At 69.9% G+C, this 19,214-nt stretch carries 16 protein-coding genes and 3 pseudogenes; 8 read left to right on the top strand and 11 right to left on the bottom strand.

Annotation, left to right across the window (positions count from 1 at the left end; genetic code table 11):
* The first annotated feature begins 88 nt into the window (after nucleotides 1–88).
* The 6 genes and pseudogenes from dps to QEG98_RS04885 all read left to right on the top strand — a co-directional run bounded on the left by dps (nucleotide 89) and on the right by QEG98_RS04885 (nucleotide 5,275).
* Entirely contained in the window at nucleotides 89–748 is a 660-nt protein-coding gene (dps, locus tag QEG98_RS04910; RefSeq protein WP_410477953.1) for a DNA starvation/stationary phase protection protein Dps, read from the top strand.
* A gap of 14 nt (nucleotides 749–762) precedes the next feature.
* Nucleotides 763–1,605, top strand: a complete 843-nt coding sequence (locus QEG98_RS04905; RefSeq protein WP_090485549.1) for an SDR family oxidoreductase — start codon at nucleotides 763–765, stop codon at nucleotides 1,603–1,605.
* Nucleotides 1,602–2,228 (top strand): glutathione S-transferase N-terminal domain-containing protein, encoded by a 627-nt coding sequence (locus QEG98_RS04900; protein ID WP_090485552.1) that lies wholly within the window; start codon nucleotides 1,602–1,604, stop codon nucleotides 2,226–2,228. Before QEG98_RS04905 ends, QEG98_RS04900 begins: the two co-directional genes overlap by 4 nt.
* A 67-nt stretch (nucleotides 2,229–2,295) precedes the next feature.
* Nucleotides 2,296–3,759: pseudogene (locus QEG98_RS04895) on the top strand (protein adenylyltransferase SelO).
* Nucleotides 3,760–3,847: 88 nt separating this feature from the next.
* Entirely contained in the window at nucleotides 3,848–4,378 is a 531-nt protein-coding gene (locus QEG98_RS04890) for an inorganic diphosphatase (protein ID WP_316565928.1), read from the top strand.
* Entirely contained in the window at nucleotides 4,379–5,275 is an 897-nt protein-coding gene (locus QEG98_RS04885; RefSeq protein ID WP_316565927.1) for a CHAD domain-containing protein, read from the top strand.
* Between the two features lie 91 nt (nucleotides 5,276–5,366).
* On the opposite strand, the gene QEG98_RS04880 is transcribed toward QEG98_RS04885, so the two are convergent.
* Together QEG98_RS04880 and QEG98_RS04875 are read right to left on the bottom strand one after the other, a co-directional pair.
* The gene (locus QEG98_RS04880) at nucleotides 5,367–6,059 is read right to left on the bottom strand and encodes a DUF2490 domain-containing protein (RefSeq protein ID WP_316565926.1); all 693 of its coding nucleotides are present in this window, start codon (nucleotides 6,057–6,059) and stop codon (nucleotides 5,367–5,369) included.
* 139 nt (nucleotides 6,060–6,198) lie between these two features.
* Entirely contained in the window at nucleotides 6,199–7,029 is an 831-nt protein-coding gene (locus QEG98_RS04875) for a hypothetical protein (RefSeq protein ID WP_316565925.1), read from the bottom strand.
* Between the two features lie 168 nt (nucleotides 7,030–7,197).
* On the opposite strand from QEG98_RS04875, the gene QEG98_RS04870 reads away from it, so the two are divergent.
* Nucleotides 7,198–8,454 carry an Hsp70 family protein gene (locus QEG98_RS04870; protein WP_090485565.1) on the top strand — a complete coding sequence of 419 codons (1,257 nt, stop codon included), beginning with the start codon at nucleotides 7,198–7,200 and terminating at the stop codon, nucleotides 8,452–8,454.
* Nucleotides 8,455–8,476: 22 nt separating this feature from the next.
* On the opposite strand, the pseudogene QEG98_RS04865 reads toward QEG98_RS04870, so the two are convergent.
* From QEG98_RS04865 to QEG98_RS04830, 8 genes and pseudogenes are all read right to left on the bottom strand, one after another.
* A pseudogene (locus QEG98_RS04865) lies at nucleotides 8,477–9,344 on the bottom strand (hypothetical protein).
* 2 nt (nucleotides 9,345–9,346) lie between these two features.
* A complete protein-coding gene (locus QEG98_RS04860; RefSeq protein WP_316565923.1) occupies nucleotides 9,347–11,554 on the bottom strand; it encodes a TonB-dependent receptor domain-containing protein in 2,208 nt (735 codons plus the stop codon).
* A complete protein-coding gene (locus tag QEG98_RS04855) occupies nucleotides 11,533–11,826 on the bottom strand; it encodes an energy transducer TonB (protein WP_316565922.1) in 294 nt (97 codons plus the stop codon). Before QEG98_RS04855 ends, QEG98_RS04860 begins: the two co-directional genes overlap by 22 nt.
* Before the next feature lie 7 nt (nucleotides 11,827–11,833).
* On the bottom strand, nucleotides 11,834–11,959 hold the full coding sequence (locus QEG98_RS04850; RefSeq protein WP_316565921.1) for a hypothetical protein: 126 nt from the start codon (nucleotides 11,957–11,959) through the stop codon (nucleotides 11,834–11,836).
* Nucleotides 11,960–11,998: 39 nt separating this feature from the next.
* A complete protein-coding gene (locus tag QEG98_RS04845) occupies nucleotides 11,999–12,802 on the bottom strand; it encodes a flagellar motor protein MotB (RefSeq protein ID WP_011550976.1) in 804 nt (267 codons plus the stop codon).
* A 131-nt stretch (nucleotides 12,803–12,933) separates the two neighbouring features.
* Nucleotides 12,934–13,488 (bottom strand): chalcone isomerase family protein, encoded by a 555-nt coding sequence (locus QEG98_RS04840; protein WP_090485575.1) that lies wholly within the window; start codon nucleotides 13,486–13,488, stop codon nucleotides 12,934–12,936.
* A 167-nt stretch (nucleotides 13,489–13,655) separates the two neighbouring features.
* Complete coding sequence (locus tag QEG98_RS04835; RefSeq protein WP_316565920.1) at nucleotides 13,656–14,657, bottom strand: ketoacyl-ACP synthase III; 1,002 nt, start codon at nucleotides 14,655–14,657, stop codon at nucleotides 13,656–13,658.
* A 98-nt stretch (nucleotides 14,658–14,755) separates the two neighbouring features.
* Complete coding sequence (locus QEG98_RS04830) at nucleotides 14,756–15,667, bottom strand: hypothetical protein (protein WP_316565919.1); 912 nt, start codon at nucleotides 15,665–15,667, stop codon at nucleotides 14,756–14,758.
* Nucleotides 15,668–15,828: 161 nt separating this feature from the next.
* Here QEG98_RS04830 and QEG98_RS04825 point away from each other — a divergent pair.
* Nucleotides 15,829–18,041: pseudogene (locus QEG98_RS04825) on the top strand (molybdopterin-dependent oxidoreductase).
* On the opposite strand, the gene QEG98_RS04820 reads toward QEG98_RS04825, so the two are convergent.
* Nucleotides 17,977–19,026, bottom strand: a complete 1,050-nt coding sequence (locus QEG98_RS04820; RefSeq protein ID WP_316565918.1) for a lysylphosphatidylglycerol synthase domain-containing protein — start codon at nucleotides 19,024–19,026, stop codon at nucleotides 17,977–17,979. The pseudogene QEG98_RS04825 and the gene QEG98_RS04820 sit on opposite strands and share 65 nt — an antisense overlap.
* Nucleotides 19,027–19,214 lie beyond the last annotated feature (188 nt).

The raw sequence follows: 19,214 nt of genomic DNA, 5'->3' as shown, positions 1-19,214 counted from the left end.
GCCGCCTGCCCCCCAGGCGCCACGCACGGGCTGGCATTCCCGGCAGGAATCCCCACCTTGGAATGACCTTCTGGAGGAACCGCGCACCATGAACTTTCCAAGCCATGTGAATCTCCCCACCGACGCACGTGAGGAGCTCATCGATTCCCTCAACACCCTGCTGGCCGACGCCATCGACCTGCATTGGCAAATCAAGCAAGCGCACTGGAACATCCGCGGCCGGCACTTCTACAGCCGCCATGAGCTGTTCGACGACCTGGCCAAGCACGTCCGCAAGCAAGCCGACGAGTTCGCCGAGCGCGCAGGCACGCTGGGCGGCTACGCCGAGGGCACCATCCGGCTGGCGGCCAAGAACAGCGAGCTGCCCGAATACGACCTGAAGGCCGTGGACGGTGACGACCACCTCAAGGCCCTGGTGGACCGCTTCGCTCGCTACGGGGCCAGCATCCGCACCGGCATCCACCGCTCCGACGAGCTGAACGACCCCGTCACCTCCGACCTGCTCACCCAGACGCTGGGCGAGGTCGAGCTGGACCTGTGGTTCCTGGAGAGCCACCTGCACGGCGAGCCCCGCGCGGGGGTGCGCCGCGGGGGGACCTCCGGCCCCAGGACACCACCGCCAGCCCCTCCAACGCCTGAACGGAGCGTTGACCACCGGAAGGCCCCCGCGCGCCTGCTCAAGAGCAAGCGCGCGGGCGGACTCCAGCGTATAGAAGGCGTCCTTTCGCGACGGAGGACGCCTTTTTGACTTCACAGACGCGCATGGATGGGAAGGTGTGCCTCATCACCGGGGCCACCGGCGGCATCGGCCTGGAGGCCGCCAAGGCGCTCGCGCGCATGGGCGCCACGGTGGTGCTGGTGGGCCGGGACGCGGGCCGCACCGAGGCGGCCGTGGCCGCCGTGAAGGAGGCCGCCCCCAGCGCCCAGGTGGACTGGCTCCGCGCCGACCTCACCTCCCTGAAGTCCGTGCGGGAGCTGGCGCAGACCTTCCGCTCCCGCTACCCGCGCCTGGACGTGCTGCTCAACAACGCGGGGCTCATCATCGACCGGCGGCAGGTGACGGAGGACGGGCTGGAGGCCACCATGGCCACCAACCACTTCGCGCCCTTCCTCCTGACGAACCTGCTGCTGGACGTGATGAAGGCCACCGGCCCGGCCCGCATCATCAACGTCTCGTCCGATGCCCACGCCGCGGGCAAGCTCGACTTCGATGACCTGCAGAGCGAGCGCGGCTTCATCGGCTTCCGCGTGTACGGCACGTCGAAGCTGGCCAACATCCTGTTCACCCGCGCGCTGGCGAAGCGGCTGGAGGGGACGCAGGTGACGACCAACGCCCTGCACCCCGGCGTGGTGCGCACGGGCTTCGGTCACAACACCCAGGGGTTCTTCCGCCACCTCGTCAAGTTGGGCGCGGCGTTCATGATTTCGGCGGAGAAGGGAGCGCGAACGTCCGTGTATCTGGCGTCCTCGCCCGAAGTGGAGGCAGTGTCCGGGCAGTACTTCTACAAATGCCGTCCGAAGAAGCCGTCCTCCGCCGCGCGGAACGACGCGCTCGCGGAGCGGCTCTGGCAGGTGAGCGAGCAGCTCACGGGAGTCAAGGGATGATCGACCTCTACACGTTCGCGACGCCCAACGGGCAGAAGGTATCCATCGCCCTGGAGGAGCTGGGCCTCCAGTACAAGACGCACGTGGTGGACATCACCAAGGGCGAGCAGTTCAAGCCCGAGTTCCTGGACATCAACCCCAACAACAAGATTCCGGCCATTGTCGACCACGCGACGCAGGACCACCGTCCGCTCAAGGTCTTCGAGTCCGGCGCCATCCTCATCTACCTGGCGGAGAAGACGGGCCAGCTGCTGCCCTCCAACCAGCGAGGCCGGGCGGAAGTGATGGAGTGGCTGATGTTCCAGATGGGCGGCGTGGGCCCCATGTTCGGCCAGCTCAACCACTTCGCCCGCTTCGCCCCCAAGAAGGTCCCCTACGGCATCGAGCGCTATCACGCCGAGTCCCGGCGGCTCGTCGGCGTGCTCGACGGGAAGCTGGGCTCCGGGGATTACGTCGCGGGCCGCTACTCCATCGCGGACATCGCGCTGTATCCCTGGGTGGCCGGCACCCGCGCGTACTTCCCCGAGCTGTTCCGGGGGAGCAGCAACGTCGTGCAGTGGCTCCACCGCGTGGGCAGCCGGCCCGCCGTGGAGCGCGGCATGAAGGTCCCCCAGCTCAAGTAGTCCCACGCAGCTTCCCGGAAGCGCGGTGGCTGGATGGCCGCCGCGCTTCCATGTGTTCTCCCCCGTCATGGCCACGCTCGAACAGCTCCGCTTCGACAACACCTACGCCCGCCTGCCCGCTGGGTTCGGCGCGCGCGTCCACCCCAGTCCCTTTCCAGACGCGAAGCTGGTGAGCGTCAACCCCGCCGCCTTGAAGCTCCTGGACCTGACGCCCGAGGAGGCGCAGCGGCCGGAGTTCGTCGCGGCGATGGGGGGCGCAAAGCCCCTGCCGGGAATGGAGCCCTTCGCCATGGTGTACGCGGGGCACCAGTTCGGCGTGTACGTGCCCCGGCTGGGCGACGGCCGCGCCCTGCTGCTGGGCGAGGTCCGCGACGCCGCCGGGGCGAAGTGGGACTTGCACCTCAAGGGCGGCGGGCCCACGCCCTTCTCGCGCGGGGGACGGACGCGCGGTGCTGCGCTCCACCATCCGCGAATACCTGTGCGGCGAGGCCATGCACGGCCTGGGCATCCCCACCACGCGGGGCCTGGGCATCCTCGGCAGCCGGCCCCGGTGTACCGCGAGGCGGTGGAGACGGGCGCCATGCTGGTGCGCATGGCGCCTTCGCACGTGCGCTTCGGCACCTTCGAGTTCTTCCACTACACCGAGCAGACCGGGCACGTGGCCACGCTGGCCGACCACGTCATCGCCGAGCACTTCCCCCACCTCGCGGGCCAGGAAGGCCGCTACCCGCGCTTCTACGCGGAGGTGGTGGAGCGCACGGCGCGGCTGATTGCGCAGTGGCAGGCGGTGGGCTTCGCGCACGGGGTGATGAACACGGACAACATGTCCATCCTGGGCCTCACGCTGGACTACGGGCCCTTCGGCTTCCTGGACGACTTCGAGCCGGGCTTCATCTGCAATCACTCCGACGACCGGGGCCGGTACGCATTCGACCAGCAGCCGCGCATCGGCCTGTGGAACCTCGCGTGTCTGGGTGAAGCGCTGCTCACCCTCATCTCGGAGGATGAGGCCCGCGCGGCGCTGGCCACCTACCAGCCCACCTATAACGCGCACTTCATGGACCGGATGCGCGCGAAGCTGGGCCTGCGGGAGGCGCGCGACGAGGACCGCGAGCTGGTGAGCGACCTGTTCGCCCGCATGGCCGAAGCTCACGTGGACTACACGCGCTTCTTCCGCGCGCTGGGCCACTTCGCCTCGGTGGACGGCGCGGACACACGTCCAGTCCGTGACATGTTCTCCGCTCCCGAGGGCTTCGATGCCTGGGCCGGGCGCTACCGGGCGCGGCTGGCCGCCGAGGGCAGCGTGGACGCAGAGCGCCACGCGCGCATGACGCGGGTGAACCCCAAGTACGTGCTTCGCAACTGGGTGGCGCAGGAGGCCATCTCCCGCGCGGAGGCCGGGGACTTCTCGCTCGTGGACCGGCTGCTCGGCGTGCTGTCGGACCCGTTCGCCGAACACCCCGACGCGGAGCCCTACGCGGCGGCGCCTCCCGCCTGGGGCCGGCACCTGGCGGTGAGCTGCAGCTCCTGAGGCCGCGCCACGGGCCAAGGTTGAAGAAGCGAAGATTCCGCCCGGCCACGGTTGCCGGAACACGCGGCAGGCGCAACCTTTGCTGTCTATGGTGACGGACCTCACCCGGTTGCCCCTGCGAGGGAAACAAGGCGCCTTTCACGTCATCGTCGAGTCTCCCCGAGGCTCCACGCTGAAGCTCAAGTACGACACGGCGCTCAAGGCCTTCAGCCTCTCACGGCCGCTTCCCAGGGGCCTGAGCTATCCCTTCGACTGGGGCTTCATCCCCTCCACCCAGGGGCCGGATGGGGACCCGCTGGATGCGATGGTGTACTGGGACGACGCGAGCTTTCCCGGCGTGGTGCTGCCCTGCCGTGCGCTCGGCGTGCTCCAGGTGGAGCAGAACACGGGCGACGGCGGACGCGAGCGCAATGACCGCATCCTCGCCGTTCCCATCACCCCGTCCCGCGCCGGACACCTGACGGACTATCAGCAGTTGCCACAGCGCGAGCGAGAGGAGTTGGAGCACTTCTTCCTCGCCGCCGTGCGCTTCGAGGACAAGGACGCGCGCATCCTGGGCTGGGAGGGGCCGGAGGGTGCCGAGCGGATGCTCCGCCAACACGCACGCACGGAGGAATAGATGGCCCAACCCACGCCCATCCGAGGGCTCGGGCCCGACAGCCGCCTGGGAGACGCCGCGCGCCGCATCCTCGCGGGCCGGCTCGCGGACGTCCGCAAACCGGAGGCCGGCTTTCAGGACGCCGTGGATGACGAGTCCGTCCATGACATGCGCGTGGCCACCCGGCGGCTTCGCGCCGCCCTCAAGGTGTTCCGCTCCCTGGGCGGCATGAAGAAGCTGGAGCGCGACGTGAAGCGCATCCAGGACGCGCTGGGGGGCGTTCGGGACGTGCACGTCCAGGCCGCGTGGCTGGAGAGCGTGGCCCAGAAGGCGAGCAAGAAGCCCCAGGTGCGCGCCGGCATCCTGACCCTGCGCAAGAAGCGGCTGTCCGAGTTGGAGACGCACGAGACGCGCCTGCACGCGGAGCTGGAGCGCTGGGTGGACAGGACGGTGCCGCGGCTCTTGCGCAAGCTGGACGGGCTCGATGACGGGCACCGCTTCGCCGGCCGACGCGTCCGGGACGCGCTGCGCCAACGCCTCAAGCGCGTGCAGAAGCGAATCGACACGTACGTGGACGCGGCCGACGCGGCGTCCGCCCACGAGCTGCGCAAGGAGCTGAAGCGGCTGCGCTACGAGCTGGAGATCTTCCAGCCTGCCTTCCGCCGCACCCTGGACGCGCTGCTGGAGGTGCTCGTGCCGCTCCAGGACGGCCTGGGCGAGCTGCACGACGCCGACGTGCGCCTGGAGCTGTTCGAGCGGCTGGCCGCGGAGTCGGCGCCGCGCGAGCGCAAGTCCGCGCGGGCCCTGCTCCCCCTGGTCCGGGAGGAGCGAACGAAACGCGCGGCGGAGATTGCCCGCGAGGTCCAGCGGTGGCGCACGGAAGAGATTCCCAAGCGCTTGCGCCGCATGTTGACCTGAGTCCCTGTCAGCCGCCGAGCCTCACTGCACTGCGGCTCCTGCGGGCACCCAGGGCCCGGACAGTCTGTCTAATCATTTATCGCGCATTCCGTTACATGAAATTGAAGGGCATGGCGACGGAGAGCGTATGGATGAGCTGCTCGGTCTCCGCATAGGGCCTGCGCGTGAAGACGTTGAGGTAGCCCACCTCCACGGAGGAGTGGTCCCCGTACTTCCAGCCCGCACCAACGAACACGCGGTTCATGTCGAAGCCGGCGCTGGGGCCATTCGCCACCGAGCTGAGGTGGTAGAAGACCTCATCCCAGACAATCAACGACAGCCGCCCCTCCGCGGCCACGGGGTGCGCACCGCGCAGCATGACGCGGCCCCGGTGGGAGACCTCCGTCGTGCCGGGCAGGAAGCGCTGCTCCAGACGGGCGCGGAGCGTGCCCCGGACCTGGCCGAACTTCGGCGTGTAGAGGAACTGCTGGAAGAGCCGGCTTTCGCCCTGACGCAAGGCCGGGTCGCCCTCCCAGCGCCACGATGGAAACCAGCCCTGCCCCAGCCACAGCGACATGTCCGGGGCCAACCGTACGCCTCCCGCCGAGCGGAGGATGCCGCGGGCGTCGTCCTTGCCGAAGCGCGGCTGGGCTTCCAGGTAATAGAGGAGGTGTTCCCCGATGCCCCCCTGCGCCGACACCGTGTACCAGAGCTGCGCTTCCGCGCGGACGGGCCGGGCCTCCACGGTGTGGAAGGGGATGACGAGCAACAGGCCGATGAGGGGAAGCCAATTCTCCGTGCGCATGATGCGCATGCCTAGAGCACGACACACGCACCTGCTCAACTGGGCAAAGCGTGAGTGCGGTCTGATCGACGATGCCGCGGCCGCTTCACACACCCCGAGCGTCCGCCCTTCACCGTGGGGGAAGGACGGACCCTGTCGCCTACTGCGTGGGCTGCTGGGAGCCCGGGGTGGACTGGCCACTCTCCGGCGCAGCCGGCGCCGTGGGCTGGACCTGGGAGGTCGCCTCGATGCGCACCGCCTGGGGCTCCCCGCTCTGCTCGTCGGTCCGGTAGGAGGCCCGGACCTGACTGCCCTCCTGGATTTCCCCAGCGCTGGCCTGGCGCCCGTCCACCATGACCTGCGTCTGCGGTGACACTTGCAGGCGCAGCTGCGGCTCGCCCTGTGAGCTGAGCAGCAGCTCGTCATCATTGGCGCGCAGCACCTCACCGACGATTTGCTGCTCCGAGCCCTGCTGGGTCTGGGCGCCCTGCTGCTGCTGCGCCTGGGGAGAGGGCGCCGCGGCGACTGGCTGCTGCGTCTGCTGGCGAAGCTGCTCGGACTGCTGACGAGCCTGCTGGTTCTGCTGCGCCAGCGCGTCGCTCTGCTGTCGCTGGGCCTGCTGCGCCTCCTGCTGAGCCTGCTGGGCCTCCTGCTGGGCCTGCTGCGTCTGCTGCTGGGCGCGCTGCTGGGTCTGCTGAGCCTGCTGCGAGGCCGACTGCGCCTTGGCCTGGGCCTCCTGGTACTCCCGCTGCTTGTTCTGAAGCTCCTGCTGGGCGTCGGCGGCCTGTTTCTGCTGGCTGCTCGCCTGCTCCTGGGCCTTGCGAGCCGAGTCAAAAGCGTTCTCCGAGCGCTGCTGGGCCTGCGCCACCTGGTCGTTCACCGTGGACTGCCCGCTTGCCTGCCCTTGGGTCCCCCGGTCGCGTTCTTCACACGCCGTGCCCAGCGTCAGCGCCGCGGCGCCCGCCAACAACCACCCCGCGCGAAATCTCATTTGGAAGCCTCCCGTCGTCATGCACGTTCGAGGAGAAAGATGGCGAGCGGCGTCCTCGCGCCAACCCGCATCCAATCCGGGCGTCCGCCCTCCTGGCCGCCCTCCTCCCACGGGTTGGTGCACGAAGCGCTACCCATGGATGGGGTTTAACGGTAAGGGGCGCCCCCCATGCGTGCGTGCGGACTCGATTTCGGAACCAGCAACACCGCCGCGGCCCTGCCTGACGGCACGGTGCTGTCCCTGCAACCCCATACCGCGGAGGCCCGTCTCTTCCGCTCCGTCCTCTTCTTCCCGGACGACGAGCAGGACATCTACGCCGGCGCCGACGCCATCCAGCGCTACCTGGAGGACAACACCGGACGCTTCATCCAGTCCGTGAAGTCCTTCCTCCACTCCAACTCCTTCCGCGCCACCCAGGTGAAGGGGCGCACCTACACCATCGAGGAGCTGGTGGCCGTGCTGCTGCGCCGCGTGCGGGACGCCGCCGCGAGCTCCATGGGTGGCGCGCCCGAAGCCGTCGTGCTCGGCCGGCCCGCCGTCTTCACGCCGGACCCGGAGGCGGATGCCCTGGCCCAGCAGCGCCTGCTGCGCGCCGCGGAGCTCGCGGGCTTCCAGCACGTCCAGTTCCTCATCGAGCCCATCGCCGCGGCGCTCGCCTATGAGGCGCAGCTCACGCGCGACGAGCTCGTGCTGGTGGCGGACTTCGGCGCCGGCACCACCGACCTCACGCTGATGCGCCTGGGCCCCAGCCGCCGCGACAACCCGGACCGCCGCCAGGACGTGGTGGGCTCCACGGGCGTGCGCATCGGTGGTGACCGCTTCGACGCGGAAATCATGCGCCACAAGCTGCTGCCCCGCTTCGGCGCCGGCTCCACCTACCAGGTGCGCGGTTTCAGCGACAAGCGGCTGCCCATTCCCCAGCACATCATGGCCAAGCTGCTCACCTGGCACGAGATGTCCTTCATCCGGGAGAAGTCGACCCAGGAGCTGCTGGAGACCATGCTCAACACGAGCGACCGCAAGGCCGAAATCCAGGCCCTGTACGACCTCGTCATGGACAACCTGGGCTACCGCCTGTTCCGCGCCATTGAAGCGGCCAAGGTGCGCCTGTCCCAGGAAGACACGGCCACGGTGGACTTCGAGGAGGCCCGCATCACCCTCCACGAGCCCATCACCCGCGAGGAGTTCGACACCTTCAGCCAGCCGCTGCTGGACGAACTGGACGCGTGCACCGCGGGCCTGCTGGAGAAGCACGCGGAGGCGAAGGACATCGACGCGGTGTTCCTCACCGGCGGCTCGTCACAGATTCCCGCGGTGCGCCAGCTCTACATGCGCCGCTTCGGCGAGGGGCGCGTGCGCACCGCGGATGCCTTCACCTCCGTGGCCGAAGGGCTCGGGCGCGCGGCGGCGCACCTGTCCGTCTGAGCCGGACGCCCGGGGCGGGGGCCTACGGGCCCACGTCCACGGTGCGGCTGAGCCACCCCACCCCGCCCCGCCCATCCCGCGCCACCACCCAGAAGGTGACGCGCTGGGGCGTGGCGGGCGTGTCGTACGCCGACGTCGGGTCACCCGGCCGGCCTTCCACGGGCTCCTGGGAGCGGAACTCCTTCACCTCGCCGTCGCCAGTCGCGAACCAGCTGAAGAAGACCTGCTCGGGGCGCGGGCCTTCGTCCGTCTCTTCGATTTCGACGCTGCCTTCGGCCAGCACCGGTGTGAAGGTCACCTCGCGCGACACGGGCAGCGGGCCGGTGAGCGGCGCGCCGTCCCACAGGACGTCCGACACCACCGGGTTCTGGTTGGGCGTGGTGGTGGCCCGCAACGTCACCCGGCGCACGCCGCGCTCCGTGCCTTCCGGTGTGCCGCTGCCGTCCGTGGCCTCGTATCCGATGAAGAGCGGGATGCCCCGGGCCAGCGCCTCGCGCAGCGCCGGGTCCTCGGGGTCCAGCGTTCCACCGCCCCCGGATTGCCCGCGGCCAGTGCCTCCAGCAACACCGCCTGCACGTTCGGGTCCGACAGCGACAGCTCGCCGTCCGGCAACGGTACGCTGTCGTCCCCGGGCACCGCCCGTCATAGGGATTGCCAGTGAAGCGGCACAGCGCGTAGCGGACGGTGACGGGGCGCGCGTCCGGCGTCACCGCCAGCGCGTTGAACGTCATGGGCCCGGGCAGCGTGGAGGCGTCCGGGTCCACCACCAGCTCGGCGGGCTCCACCTGGATGGCCAGCACGCGCACGCGCCGGATTTCGCTCTGAAGCTCGAAGTCGGGCCCGCAGCCGGCGAGCAGCCACACCACGAGCGCGGGGAGGATGGAACGCATGCTCAGAAGCTCCCCCGGGCGCCGATGATGGGAAGGATGGGCAGTCCTTCGAAGTAAGCGCTTTGGGTGTAGTTGTAGTTGTAGGCGATGCCTTCCACCGCCGGGTTGTTGTAGGCGTTCGTGAGGTCCAGGTAGACGTTGAGCGCCCACTTCTCGAAGGCGAAGTTCTTGTCCACGCGGATGTCCAGCTGGTTGAAGGACGGCAGCCGGCGCGAGTTCACCGCCGCGTAGAGCGGGATGAAGACGTCCGACCCGTCGTCGCGCACCGAGCCCACCACCGGCGTCGTGGGATTGCCCGAAGCGAAGCGCATGCGCGCGCCCACCTCCCAACCCGCCGGCAGCTTGTAGGACGCAATCGCTGTCAGCACGTGCGTCTGGTCATTGTCGAAGAGGCGCCAGCCCACGCCCGGCGCGTCCTGGCGCTCGCTGCGGCTGAGCGTGTAGGAGACCCAGCCGAAGAGCCGGTCCGTCAGCGCGCGGCGCACCAGCACCTCCAGGCCGTAGATGCGTCCCACGCTGCCGTTGCTCAACCGCTCGGGCACCCGCTGGCCGTTGCGCACCACCGTGGCGTTGGAGCGGACGATGAGCCCGTCCAGGTCGTTGTAGAAGACCTCGCCGCCCACGAACCACTCCGGCCGCGCCTGCCACTCCGCGCCCACGCTGTACTGGAGCGACCGCTTCGCGCGCAGGTCCGGGTTGCCGAAGGCCACGCTCGGCTCGTCCTGCACGGGTGGCCCGTGATAGACGCCCGCGCCGCCCTTGAGCGTCAGCGTGTCCGTCAGGCCGTAGCGGACCGCCAGACGCGGGTTGAAGGTGCGGCGGGCCTGGGTCTGGTCGGTGAAGACGTAGCTCTCCGCGCGCAGGCCCGGCACCAGCAGCAGGCGCGGCACGGGGCGCCAGCGCGCCTCCACCCAGGTGGAGGGGAAGTACTGGAGGAAGTCGCCGTCCGCGGTGAGCACGTCATCGGTGACGGTGGGCGTGGGCGGCTCCCCCTCGCGGGAGAGGCCCTGGATGCGCGCGGTGACGCGGGCGAAGTTGCTCACCACGTCGATGCCGCCCGCCAGCGTGAGCGCCTCCCCGAAGGCGTACTCCACGGTGGAGCGCAGGTTCAGGTCCGTGGAGGCGATGCGCAGGCCACGGTCGCCGATGCCGAACTGGACCAGCGTGTTGCCCACCAGGCCGTGCGTGTCCAGGGTGAGCGCGTCCGCGCGGTACTGGTGCCGCAGGCGCAGCTGGTTGAAGCCGGTGGTGACGTTCAGCCCACCGGTGACGGTGGGGTCGTCATCCGCCGGCCGGTCGAAGACGAGCCCCAGCCTGTCTCTGGAGGTGAGCCCCTGCAGCGTGAAGGTGTGGCGCGACTTCGGCTTCCACACCAGCTTGAGCTGCGCGTCGTAGTAACGCGGCGCCACCTGGAGGCTGGGGCCGTTGTCGCCCTGTGGCACCAGGCCCAGCACCAGGTCGATGTACGAACGCCGTCCCGCCACCGCGAAGCTCAACGTGTCGGAGATGGGCCCCTCCACCACCGCGTTGGATTCGATGAGGCTGACGCCCACGGTGGCGTGGAGCCGGTCCGTGCGCGGCTCGCGGCTGCGCACGTTGATGACGCCGCCGGTGATGTCTCCGTAGTACGCGGAGAAGTTGCCGGGCAGGTAGTCCACCGCCTCCAGCAGCTCCGAGTTGTAGACGGAGGTGAGGCCGCCGAAGTGGTAGAGCAGCGGAATCCGCTGGCCGTCGAGGAAGACGCCGGACTCCTGCGGGCCCGTGCCGCGGATGACGAGCTGGCCACCATTGAAGGCGGGGCGCGCCACGCCGGGCAGGTTCTGCACCACCTTCAGCGTGTCGCCCTGGGTGCCGGGGACGCGCTGCACCTCGGCCAGTTGGAGCGTGGTCTGCGTCACTTCCTTGCGCTCGCGCTCGCTGCGCACCACCGTCTCGAACGCGCCGAAGATGCGCTTGCGCACGTAGTACGTGGCGCGCGTCTCCTGGCCTTCGGTGAAGGTCTCCTCGGTGCGGAAGCGCTCGTAGCCGCTCTGCACCACCAGCACCTCATACGTGCCCAGCGGGATGCCGCGGAAGGAGAAGCGGCCCTCCTCGTCGGTGACGGTGGAGCGCTCCAGCGCGGGCAGCACCACCTCCGCGCCCAGGAGCGCGTCCCGCGTGCCCCGCTCCAGCGCCCGGCCGCTGAAGTTCACGGGAGCCTCGGGCTCCACGGCGGCGGCGTCCTCCCCTCCGGCGGTGGCGGTGGACGGAAGACGAACTGGTAGGCGTATTCGATGCGCACCGGCGCGGGGACACCGTCCACCTCGGCGGGCTCGAACTGGAACTGGCGGACCGCCTCCACGGCGGCCTCGTCGAAGCCGTGGCCGGCGGGCTGGGACACCTCGACGTTGGAGACGGCGCCCGTCTCCGAGATGTCGACCCACATCACCACCGTGCCCTCGAGCTGCTGGGCAGCGGCTTCCGGTGGATAGATTGCCTCCACCGGCGCATCAGCGCGGGGGCTTCGTCAGCACGCCCTGGGGCGCGCCGGCGTCGGCATCCGTGACGCCCGCGTCCTGCTGAGCGGCGGCGCCAGTGGCGGCGAGGAGGCAGAGGACGGCGAGAAGGATTTTCATGAGGGGCGCGGGACTCCCGCGCCCCTCCTAGTGCGGCGCCTACTTCGGCGCGAGCACGATTTCGATGCGGCGGTTCAGACTGCGATTCTCCGCCGAATCGTTGGCCGCGATGGGCTGGTACTGCCCATAGCCCGCAGCGGAGAGGAACGTCGGGTCCACGCCAGCGTTCTGGAGTGAACGGACCACCGCCATGGCGCGCGCCAGGCTCAGCTCCCAGTTGGACGGGAACTGACCGCCGCCGGTCGGGACGTCGTCCGTGTGGCCTTCCACGCGGATGATCTTCCCCTGCACCGTCTTGAGCGCGTCGGCGATCTTCTTCAGCGCCTCCTCGCCTTCCTTGCCGACCCGGGCAGAGCCGGAGGCGAAGAGAATCTTGTCCTTGAGCTGGACGGTCATCTTGCCCTTGAGCTCGGACAGCTCAATCTTGCCGTCGGAAATCTCCTGCTTGAGGCTCTGGGCCAGGTTCTCGTACTCGGAGCTGCGCTTCTCCAGCTCCTCCTTCGCCTGGGCCAGCTTCTTCGTGTTGCGCGCCAGCTCGTCGTTGAGGGCGGCCAGCTGAGAGTTCTTCTCCTCCAGCGCGCGGCGCTCCGCGGCGCCCGCGGTGAGGCGGGACTCAGCGGTGCCCAGGCGGGTGTTCAGCGCCTCCCGCTCCTGCTCCAGCTCGGCGATCTTCTCCTCCAGCGCCTTCACCTTGGCTTCGGCGGCCTCGCGAGCACCCTTCTCGTCGTTGAGGCCCTTGGCGAAGTTCTCCGCCTCGAGCGCCTTGGCGTCGAACTTCCCCTGCGAAACGCAGCCCGTGGTGGAGAGCGCGACGAGTGCAGCCAGAACCAGCGGTTTCCGCATATGTACGTGTCCTCCTGACACCTTTGAATGAAGGGCCAGCCTATCGCTGGTGGTGCTCCGGGTCAGGAAGAACCTCGCACATATTTTGAGCTGAAACGAATGAGCGGCTGACGGACAGCCGAGTATGTCAGTCAGCGCGGAAAAATAGGATGAGAGTCGAGCCAGACGGAGAAGAGTGCGTCCGCGAAGTGCTTGCCGGGGATGAAGACGCCACCGGAAGCATCTCCTCCGACTTCGAGCCCGACGCCTGGGGTGTAGGTGATGACGAGGTCCTCGCCCTTCTGCACGTCCTTCAGCGACGCGAGCATGATGCTCAGGTGGTTCGCCAGCGGCCCCCGACGCAGGGCGGGGCTGTGCTCCAACCCGTCCCGGAAGCTGCCCACGAGCTGGTCCCGGGAGATGTTGCGCAGGAAGTGGAAGTGGAGCCGCTTCACGGAGTTGGAGTTGATGGCCTCGTGCGTGGAGCGTGGCCGGTCCTCCATGTAGAGGCTCCAGACGTAGACCTTGAAGAAGAGTTGCTTGTGCAGCTCCATGTGGGCGAGTTCGACGGTGCGCCCCTTGAGGTTCAGCGACACCGGCATGTGCACGCCGCCGACCTGCTTCTGTCCCGCCTGCGCGGAGCCCGCGACGAGCAGCATGCCCGCCACGAGACACCGCAGATTCCCACCCCACGCTTGAGTACGCATGCGCCCGACCCCCGACCCCAGACCCCACTGAATCCGACAGGACATACGCTGCACACGCTCCCGGGCACCGCCAACGCCCGGAAGGGCACCGCTGTACGGCAGTGGACGGCGACAGGTCCTGGAGGCTCAACGTCGGGCAATCAACCGCGACGGGCCCGCCGGGCGGCTCACCGCGCCGGGGTGCGCTCCAGCAGGGCCCCGGCCCACGTCAGGCCGCTGCCCACGACGCTCAGCACCACCGCGTCTCCCACTGCGGGGTCGTCCCAATGCTCGCTCAGGACGCCGGCGCGCCGGCGGCGCCGGTGTTCCCCGGGTGTGCACATTGAAGAAGTGCCGCGCGTCCGGCACCACACACCGCCGCTGCACGGCCTCCAGCATGCGCAGGTTGGCCTGGTGCCCGATGAAGGAGACGGCCCCCGCGCCCTGGTCCGGGTGACGCTCCATGAAGCGCGTTCGCAGGGCCTGGAACGTCTCCCCGCGCGGCGGATGGCGAACTTCTGCACCTCGCCGCCGTTCTGGGTGAAGTGCCCCATGCGCGGCACGCGCACCTTGTCCGCGCCCGAGGGGTCTCCGGCCAGCAGCGTCTCCGTGAGCTGCCAGCGCCCCGGCACGCGCGGCGACAGGATGGCCGCGGACGCGCCGTCTCCCCACAGCACCGCGCTGGAGCGGTCCGTGTAGTCCACCACACGCGTGGAGTTGTCCATGTTGACCACCAGCACGTAGTCCGGCAGCCGCTCCGGCCGCATGCCCGCCAGGAAGTGCAGCTGCATGCAGAAGGACGAGCAAGCGCTCTGCAGGTCCACCGCCGGCGCTTGGATGTTCAGCAGCTGCGCCACCCGGTTGGACTCGGCGGGAATGCATTCGTCGGGACTGCATCCACCCGCCACCACCAGCCCGATGTCGGACGGCTTCAGCCCCGCGCGCTCCAGCGCCATCAGCGCCGCGCGGCGTCCCGTCTCCGCGTTGCTGAAGAGCGCCGCCTCCTGCGCCGCGCGCACGTCGCGGTTGCGCGTCTCCCGCAGGTAGTCCAGCGGCAGCACCGTGTGCCGCGTGCGGATGCCCACGCGGTCCACAATCCACGCATCGCTGGTCTCCAGCCCCAGCTCCTCGAAGAAGGCGTTGGTCAGAAGGTTGGGAGGATGGAAGTGGCCGAGCGCGTGCAGGTACATTCAGAACCCTCTAACCGCGCAGCCTCCCAAAACTCTGTCAGCCGACTGTCACGCCTCCGCGCCTTCGCGCACAGCGGACGACCTGCCGGGCCATCCGCCTAACGCGCGGCGTCAGCCTTCCGGCCCGTGAGCCGCAGCCGCATCGCGCCCTCGCCGCGCGCCTCGAAGCCCTGCTCGACGGCGTCGTCGGTCAGCTCCACCTTCACCGGCCCGGACAAGGTGAGCTCCAGCAACTGGATGCCCTCCGCGAGGACGGACATCTGCCCTTGCAGCGGAATGGTCAACAGGAACGGCGCATTGATTTCCTGGCGTAACACCGTCATCGCCACGTCGAAGATGCCCACGGCGCCGCGCGGGTCCTGACGCACTTCGACCAACCGTGCGCGCGCCTGGGTGACGCGGGTGTCATCGCCCTGCTCGTCCACGATTTGCTTCGCGAGCGCATCGGAGAAGCCGTCCAGGGTGGCGCCCACCGCCAGCGGATTCTTCGGAAAGGCGGCCTCCAGCCGGTCGGGCTTGCCGAGCTCCGGCAGGTGCTTCGTCACCTCGTCCGCCTCCTCCTTGGGCACCGGCTTGCCCGCCGCGTTCGTGATGACCACGCGGTCCTTCTTCCACTCCGCCAGGTACGTCTTCCGGCTGACGGGGCTGGCCTTGCGCTGGACCTTGCCCTGCTCCTCGGCCACCTCGCCCACGTCACCGAACGCCATCTTCACCTTGGAGATGACCTTCCCCTTCGCGGCCAGCACCGTCACCGTGTGGCGGCTGGACGAGGTCACCGACATCGCCACCGACATCGGCTTGTCCATGTCCGAAGCGCGCAGGTCGAGCGCCAGCCGCATGTCCACGGCGTTGTCCAACTCCTCCTGGTCCCCCACGCGGGCGTTCACCTGCTTGAACTGGATGGTCGGCGCCTTCACCTCGGGCGCGGGCGCAGCCGGCGCCGTGGCATGGGCGGCGAGCGGCGCGAGCGAGAGCCCCAGGGAGACGACGAACGGATACACGCGGTGCATGTGCTGCCCTCCTGGGACGGCATCCTTTCACGGGCCTCTCGCACGTGTGCCGCTGAAATCGTGCAGTCCGCCAGGAAGCCCATCGTCTGAACCCAGACGGATGGAAGCGCGACCCGCGCCGCCGGGCGGACGGCCCTCCGCCGCGCGCTACAGTTCCGCGAATGAGCGCCGCCCCGGGTCCCCAGGTCCACTTCCGCACCTGCAACCTGTGCGAGGCCATGTGCGGCCTGCGCATCGAGTTGGACGCCGGACGCATCACCTCCATCCGGGGTGACGCGGAGGACCCCTTCAGCCGGGGCCACGTCTGTCCCAAGGCCCTGGCGCTGGAGGACCTGCACCAGGACCCGGACCGGCTGCGCGGCCCCATGCGCCGCACCGCCAGCGGTTGGGAGCCCGTCTCCTGGGACGACGCGCTGGATGAAACCGCGCGCCGCCTGCATGCCATCCAGCGGGAGCACGGCCGTGACGCGGTGGGCTCCTACCTGGGAAACCCGAACGTCCACAACCTGGGCAACATGCTGTTCGCCCCAGAGCTGGTGCGCACGCTGCGCTCGCGCAACCGCTTCTCCGCGACGTCCGTGGACCAGCTGCCGCACCAGTTCACCGCCTACCTCATGTTCGGCCACCAGCTGATGGTGCCGATTCCCGACATCGACCACACCGGCTACATGCTCGTGCTGGGCGCCAATCCCCTGGCGTCCAATGGCAGCCTGATGACGGCGCCAGACGTGCGCGCCCGCCTGCGAGCCATCCAGCAGCGCGGCGGCCGCATCGTCGTCATGGACCCGCGCCGCACGGAGACGGCGCTCATCGCCGACACGCACGTCTTCATCCGGCCGGGCACCGATGCGCTCGCGCTGCTCGCCCTGCTGCACGTCGCGGTGGTGGAGCACGCGCCACGCCTGGGTCCGCTGGATGCCTTCACCGATGGCCTGGAGACCGTGTGCGCGCTGGCCCGGGACTTTCCTCCGGAGAAGGTCGCCCCGCACACGGGCGTGCCCGCGCACACCCTGCGCCGCATCGCCCGGGACTTCCTCTCCGCGCGAGCCGCCGTGTGTTACGGCCGCATGGGGGTGTCCACCCAGGCCTTCGGCGCGCTCTGCCAATGGCTCATCACCGTGCTCAACGTGGTGAGCGGCAACCTGGACCGGCGCGGCGGCGCCATGTTCACCCTGCCCGCGTTCGACGTCGTCGGAGGTCCACGGGCCCTGGCCGTGGGCCGCGGCGGCTTCGGCCGCTGGAAGAGCCGCGTGCGAGGGCTTCCGGAGTTCGCGGGGGAGTTGCCCACGGCGGCGATGGCGGAGGAGATGCTCACGCCGGCCCGGGCCGCGTCCGCGCGCTGCTCACCGTCGCGGGCAACCCCACGCTGTCTACGCCGGATGGCGCTCGGATGGAACAGGCGCTCGCGGGCCTGGACTTCATGGTGAGCATCGACCCGTACCTCAACGAGACGACGCGCCACGCACACCTCATCCTCCCGCCGGTGTCACCGCTGGAGCGCAGCCACTACGACATCGCCTTCCACGCGCTGGCGGTGCGCAACACCGCGAAGTACTCGCCCGCCCTCTTCGAGCCCGGGCCGGGCAGCCGCCAGGACTGGCAGATTCTGCTCGCCCTCCAGCACCGGCTGCTGACGCTGCGCAAGGGTCGCCCCTCCGTGCGCGCCACGCTCAAATACCAGGCCCTGTCCCGTCTGGGTCCGGAGCGGGTGCTGGACCTGGGCCTGCGGCTGGGGCCCTACGGCGCGCGCTTCCACCCGGCAAAGCACGGCCTCAGCCTGGCGACGCTGCGCCAGTCGCCCCACGGCATCGACCTGGGGCCGCTCCAGCCCTGCCTGCCCCGGCGTCTCCAGACGAAGGACCGCCGCATTCACCTGGCACCGGAGCTGCTGGTGGCGGACGTGCGACGCCTGCAAGCAGCCTTCCCCCAGGACACCGTCCCCGAGCAGCACAGCGGCGAGCTGCTGCTCATCGGCCGGCGGCACCTGCGCGACAACAACTCCTGGATGCACAACGTACCGGGCCTGCTGAAGGGCAAGCCGCGCTGCACCTTGATGATGCACCCGGAGGACGCGGCTCAGCGGGCGCTCGCCGACGGCATGGAGGCCACCGTCATTTCACGCGTGGGCACGGTGACGGTGCCCATCCTCGTGACGGACGAGGTGATGCCCGGCGTGGTGAGCCTTCCCCACGGTTACGGCCATGGCCGCCAGGGCACCCGGCTCGCCGTGGCCACCGCCCACGCGGGCGCCAGTCACAACGACCTCACGGACGCGCAGGCCGTGGACGCGCTCTGCGGCAACGCCGCCTTCAGCGGCACGCCGGTGCGGGTGCGACGGGCAGCGGCGCCCGAATCCGCCACACCAGCGGGATGAGGGCCCCCACCAGCACGAACAGCAGCTGCACCAGGTGCCCCAGCAGCGCCACCGACATGGCGCGCGCGGCCGTGGTGTCCAGCACGCCCGCCGCCAGCGCGAAGGCGCCGTCACTCACGCCCACCTGCCCCGGCACCAGCGAGCCCACCGCCAACGCGCACAGGTAGAGGCCCTGGGCGAAGAACGCCTGCACCAGGGAGGTGTCGATGCCCACCGCGTAGGTCAGCACGCCGTACTGCGCCACCTGGAACAGCCGGCTGCACAGGAATGCCAGCATGGGCGACCACGGCAACAACGAGCCACACCGCGCCGAGGCCTTGAACTGCTCCGCATGGAGCGCCCAGCGGCTGAAGCGGCACACCAGCCACGCACCGGGCCGCTTCGCGCGCATGCACGCGCGCACGCCCACCGACAGCAGCACCAGCAGCACGCCATGCGCCAGCATGAGCATGGTGAAGAAAGACATGCCCGTCAGCAGGTAGGACGCCAGGGCGCAGGGGAACGAGATGAAGCCTCCCGCCGCCAGGGACGCCGCCTGCGAGGTCGCCGCCGCCGCGGTGGCGGTTCCGCCGCCCATGTAGGGACTCAGCAGGGCCGCCTTGGTGGCCTCCGCCGCGGCGCGGCCCGCCGGGGCCATGCTGGACACTGCGGTACCGATGAGCTGCGCGCGGGCCAGGACGCGCCAGGGCACGCGCCCCGCTCCCGGGCCATAGGCACGCCGCGTGGCCAGTCCGTCCATACACTGCCGCCCCAGCTCCAGCAGCACCACCCACGGCAGCCAGGGCGCCGCGCTGGACAACACGGCGCCCAGCTCGCGGGGCCCGGCCTTGTGGACCAGCAACGCCAGTGTGCCCACACCCGCCAGCGCGAAGACGGGCCGAAGCCCCACCACCATCCACCGCTTCAGGACCCGCTGCGGCGCCGCTGCTCCCACAGCGCCAGCTGGCGGGGCCAGGGACAACTCCCCGTGCGCGTTGCTCACCATCGACCTCCTCGCCGTCCCGTTGCCCGCAACGGAAAGTGGGCAGCGTGGACGCGACTGGCGAGCCCCGCCTGTCCGCCTGTCCCCGCCCACGCGGAGCCCGCGTCCTGCGGTGGACAGGCGTGCGCCTCAGGCGGACACTGCAGTGGACCACAGCGGCAGATTGGGCGCTCGGCGCGCTCCTCGAAGCG

This window comes from Myxococcus sp. MxC21-1, assembly GCF_032612255.1.
GTDB classification, from domain to species: Bacteria; Myxococcota; Myxococcia; order Myxococcales; family Myxococcaceae; genus Myxococcus; species Myxococcus virescens.
The sequence above is the reverse complement of the archived record's forward strand: the minus strand, read 5'-3'. Positions and strand labels throughout refer to the sequence as shown.

Excerpts from the sequence above, each read along its gene's own strand:
- QEG98_RS04835 (WP_316565920.1), bottom strand. The coding sequence starts at position 14,657 with ATGTACCTGCACGCGCTCGGCCACTTCCATCCTCCCAACCTTCTGACC.
- QEG98_RS04900 (WP_090485552.1), top strand. The coding sequence starts at position 1,602 with ATGATCGACCTCTACACGTTCGCGACGCCCAACGGGCAGAAGGTATCC.
- QEG98_RS04875 (WP_316565925.1), bottom strand. The coding sequence starts at position 7,029 with ATGAGATTTCGCGCGGGGTGGTTGTTGGCGGGCGCCGCGGCGCTGACG.
- QEG98_RS04885 (WP_316565927.1), top strand. The coding sequence starts at position 4,379 with ATGGCCCAACCCACGCCCATCCGAGGGCTCGGGCCCGACAGCCGCCTG.
- QEG98_RS04830 (WP_316565919.1), bottom strand. The coding sequence starts at position 15,667 with ATGCACCGCGTGTATCCGTTCGTCGTCTCCCTGGGGCTCTCGCTCGCG.
- dps (WP_410477953.1), top strand. The coding sequence starts at position 89 with ATGAACTTTCCAAGCCATGTGAATCTCCCCACCGACGCACGTGAGGAG.
- QEG98_RS04870 (WP_090485565.1), top strand. The coding sequence starts at position 7,198 with ATGCGTGCGTGCGGACTCGATTTCGGAACCAGCAACACCGCCGCGGCC.
- QEG98_RS04850 (WP_316565921.1), bottom strand. The coding sequence starts at position 11,959 with ATGAAAATCCTTCTCGCCGTCCTCTGCCTCCTCGCCGCCACTGGCGCC.
- QEG98_RS04840 (WP_090485575.1), bottom strand. The coding sequence starts at position 13,488 with ATGCGTACTCAAGCGTGGGGTGGGAATCTGCGGTGTCTCGTGGCGGGC.
- QEG98_RS04845 (WP_011550976.1), bottom strand. The coding sequence starts at position 12,802 with ATGCGGAAACCGCTGGTTCTGGCTGCACTCGTCGCGCTCTCCACCACG.
- QEG98_RS04820 (WP_316565918.1), bottom strand. The coding sequence starts at position 19,026 with ATGGTGAGCAACGCGCACGGGGAGTTGTCCCTGGCCCCGCCAGCTGGC.
- QEG98_RS04890 (WP_316565928.1), top strand. The coding sequence starts at position 3,848 with ATGGTGACGGACCTCACCCGGTTGCCCCTGCGAGGGAAACAAGGCGCC.
- QEG98_RS04880 (WP_316565926.1), bottom strand. The coding sequence starts at position 6,059 with ATGCGCACGGAGAATTGGCTTCCCCTCATCGGCCTGTTGCTCGTCATC.
- QEG98_RS04905 (WP_090485549.1), top strand. The coding sequence starts at position 763 with ATGGATGGGAAGGTGTGCCTCATCACCGGGGCCACCGGCGGCATCGGC.